The sequence below is a fragment of the Streptomyces sp. NPDC090798 genome (genome assembly GCF_044768965.1).
Taxonomy (GTDB): Bacteria; Actinomycetota; Actinomycetes; order Streptomycetales; family Streptomycetaceae; genus Streptomyces.
The window spans coordinates 1-3,694 of record NZ_JBIVXA010000057.1; the positions used below are offsets into that span (position 1 = coordinate 1).

Below are 3,694 nucleotides of genomic sequence, written 5' to 3' on the forward strand. Positions count from 1 at the left end.
TGCGGGAGGCGCTGGTACGGCTCCAGGACGAGCAGAGCGCCCTCCTGGCCCACCAGCACCTCAAGCTCACCGACATCCACAACCTCACCCCGGCCAACGAACTCTTCGACACCGTGATCGTGTTCGAGAACTACCCGGTCGAGAACGAGGCCTTCGAACAGGCGACATCCACCCTCAACCTCACCCACGCCCAAGCCCACGACGCCAGCCACTATCCGATGAACCTGAGGGTGCTGCCCGGGGACCGCATCGAGATCCGCATGGAATACGGCCCCGACCTGTTCGCCCGGACGGAGGTGGAGGGACTCGGCAGCCGACTGGTCCGCGTATTCCGAGCCATGGCCGAGACCCTTGAGACCCCCATGGGCCGGGTCGAGATCCTCGACGAGCTCGAGCGTGAACGTGCGCTCTCCGCGCTGCACGGGCGCCACGAAGCCGAGGAGTTCCGGGACGTCGTCGACAGGATCAGGGCCGTTGCCCGACAGCAGCCCGACGCCGTGGCCGTCACGGACGACGAGGGAGACGTCACGTACGACGTCCTGATGTCCCGCGCGAGCTCTCTCTCGAAGCGCCTCGCACAGCGTGGAACAGGCGCGGGGGCACTCGTCGGAATCCTTTCCGATCCCGGCGCGCCGTTCGTGTGGTCGGTGCTGGGCGTGTTCGGCAGTCGAGCGGGATACATCCCCCTTGACCCGCAGGCTCCGACTGCGCGGAGCGCGACGTACCTCACCGACAGCCGCGCGAACTGCCTCCTCACCGAGAAGAAGCACTTCGAACGCGCGCAGGCCATCGCCGCGGCGTCGGAAGGCACCGTCGAGGTGCTGCTCATGGACGACGAGCAGGACGGCGCCGAGTGGTATCCGAACGGCTCCAGGGGCTACGACATCGCGTACTCCATCTTCACGTCGGGTTCCACCGGGCGACCGAAGGGGGCGATGGTTCATCGGGCCGGCATGGAGAACCATCTGCTGGCGAAGATCGAGGACCTGCAGCTCTCCGCAGCGGATCACGTCATGCAGAACGCACCGCTGACCTTCAACATCTCCGTCTGGCAGATGTTTGCCGCACTGATGCTCGGCGGAAGGATCCGAGTCGTCGACCGGACGGTGGCCGCCGACCCGCGCGAGCTCTTCCGGCGTGTGGCCGACGAAGGGGTGTCGGTCCTTGAGGTCGTACCCTCGCTCCTCCGGGCGGCCCTCGACATGTGGGACGCCGACGATGAACAGATCGCACTGCCGCAGCTCCGCTGGCTGATGGTGACGGGCGAAGCCCTTCCGGGGAGTCTCTGTGAGCGCTGGTTCGCCCGCTATCCGGAGATCCCCCTCGTCAACGCCTACGGTTCGACGGAATGCTCGGACGACGTCTCGCACGCCATCATCACGCGCGAGAACTACGAAACCGAGAAAAAGGTCACCATCGGGCGCCCGATTCGCAACATGCGGCTGTACGTGCTGAACGAGGCACTCCAGCCGGTTGCCATGGGAATGCCCGGAGACCTGTACGTCAGCGGTGTGGGCGTCGGGCAGGGCTATGTGGGCGACCCGAACCGCACCGCAGCCGCCTTCGTCGCCGACCCCTACTCCGGTGAGCCAGGCGCGCGGATGTACCGCATGGGCGACTACGTCCGGTGCCTCCCGGACGGCCGCCTCGAGTTCGTGGAACGGCGGGACCACCAGGTCAAGATCCGTGGTCAGCGACTCGAACTCGGCGAAATCGAAGCCTCGTTGGTGGCGCACGTTCTCGTAGGCCAAGCAGCCGTGGTGGTCCGGGAGGACGACGCGGGGGACAAGCGCCTGGTGGCGTACGTGGTGCCCGGCGCCGGTGCGTCGTCCACGGGCGTTCTCGACCCTGCCGTGCTGCGTGGGTTCGTGGCGGAGCGGTTGCCGGATTACATGGTGCCTTCGGCGTTCGTGGTGCTGGAGGCTCTGCCGTTGACGCCGAACGGGAAGCTGGACCGGCGCGCCCTGCCGGCTCCGGATTACACGTCGAACGCTTCCGGGCGGGCGCCGCGGTCGCTGCGGGAGGAGATCCTGTGCGGTCTGTTCGCCGAGGTTCTGGGTGTGGATTCGGTGTCGATCGACGACAGCTTCTTCGAGCTGGGTGGTCATTCGCTGCTTGCGACCCGGCTGGTGAGTCGGATCCGGTCGGTGCTGGGCGTAGAGGTGAGCATCCGGTCGCTGTTCGAGGCGCCGAGTGTCGCCGGTCTGGTCGGCCGGTTGGACGAGGGTGGTCGGGTTCGGGAGCGGTTGGGTGTGCGGGTGCGGCCGGAGGTGCTTCCGGTGTCGTTCGCGCAGCGCCGGTTGTGGTTCCTGGGCCAGCTGGAAGGCGTATCGGCGACGTACAACATTCCGCTTGCCCTCCGGCTGACCGGGACCCTGGACGTGGAGGCGCTGCGTGCGGCGCTCGCGGATGTGGCGGGCCGGCATGAGAGCTTGCGGACGGTGTTCCCGCAGGTGGACGGTGAGCCGCGGCAGGAGATTCGGCACGGCGCCGCGGGTGTTCCCGAGGTTGTCGTGAAGTCGGTGACCGCTGAGAACGTCGCCTCCGCGGTGGCCGATGCGACCGGTGCCGGGTTCGAGCTGGAGCGGGATCTGCCGTGGCGGGTGCGGCTGTTGGAGGTGGCGGACGCTGCCGATGAGTGGGTTCTGGTGATGGTGGTCCATCACATTGCGGCTGATGGCTGGTCGATGGCTCCGCTCGCCAGGGATCTGTCGGAGGCGTATGCGGCCCGGTGCCTGGGTGTCGCGCCGGTGTGGGATGTGCTTCCGGTGCAGTACGCGGACTACACCCTGTGGCAGCGCGAGGTCCTCGGCGACGAGGACGACCCGGACAGCGTGATCGCTGCTCAGGTGGCGTACTGGAAGCAGACTCTGGCGGGCGTCCCTGAGCAGTTGGAGCTGCCGGTTGATTTCCCGCGTCCGGCGGTTGCCTCGCATGACGGCGCTTCCGTGGACGTGCGTGTTCCGGGGGAAGTGCACGCCCGGCTGGTGGAGCTGTCCCGCTCCTGCGGTGCGAGCGTGTTCATGACCGTGCAGGCCGCGCTGGCGGTGCTGTTGTCGAAGATGGGTGCGGGTGAGGACATCCCGATCGGGACCCCGGTGGCGGGACGCACCGATGACGCGCTGGACGACCTGGTCGGGTTCTTCGTGAACACGCTGGTTCTGCGGACGGATGTCGCTGGTGATCCGACGTTCCGGCAGGTGGTGGAGCGGGTGCGGGAGGCCGATCTGGCGGCATTCGCACATCAGGACGTGCCGTTCGAGCGGCTGGTGGAGGTCCTCAACCCGGCCCGTTCCATGGCCCGGCACCCCCTCTTCCAGGTGATGCTCGCGTTCCAGAACAATCTGCGTCCCGACCTCGACCTGCCAGGTGTGCACGCCCAGGCCGAGCCCGTCGGCGATGCGGCGGCGAGGTTCGACCTGTCGTTCAGCCTGGGGGAGACCCATGGTCAGGACGGGCGGCCCGCCGGCCTTGAAGGGCACCTGGAATACCGGACTGACCTCTTCACGGAGGAGACGGTCCGAGGGCTCGCCGACCGGCTCGTGCGCGTGCTGGAGGCCGTCACCGCTGATCCCGACACGGCGATTCGTTCCGTCAGCGTTCTCGGTGCCGAGGAGCGGCAGCGGGTGCTCGTCGACTGGAACGACACGGCTCGTGAGGTTCCGGATGTGACGTTGCCGGAGCTGTTCGAGGC

1 protein-coding gene is annotated in these 3,694 nt (G+C 67.7%); it reads left to right on the top strand.

The genetic code is table 11. The annotated features are described in order from the left end of the window. The coding region (locus ACIQTP_RS46880; protein ID WP_403412358.1) for an amino acid adenylation domain-containing protein at positions 1–3,694 on the top strand (3,694 nt) is incomplete at both ends.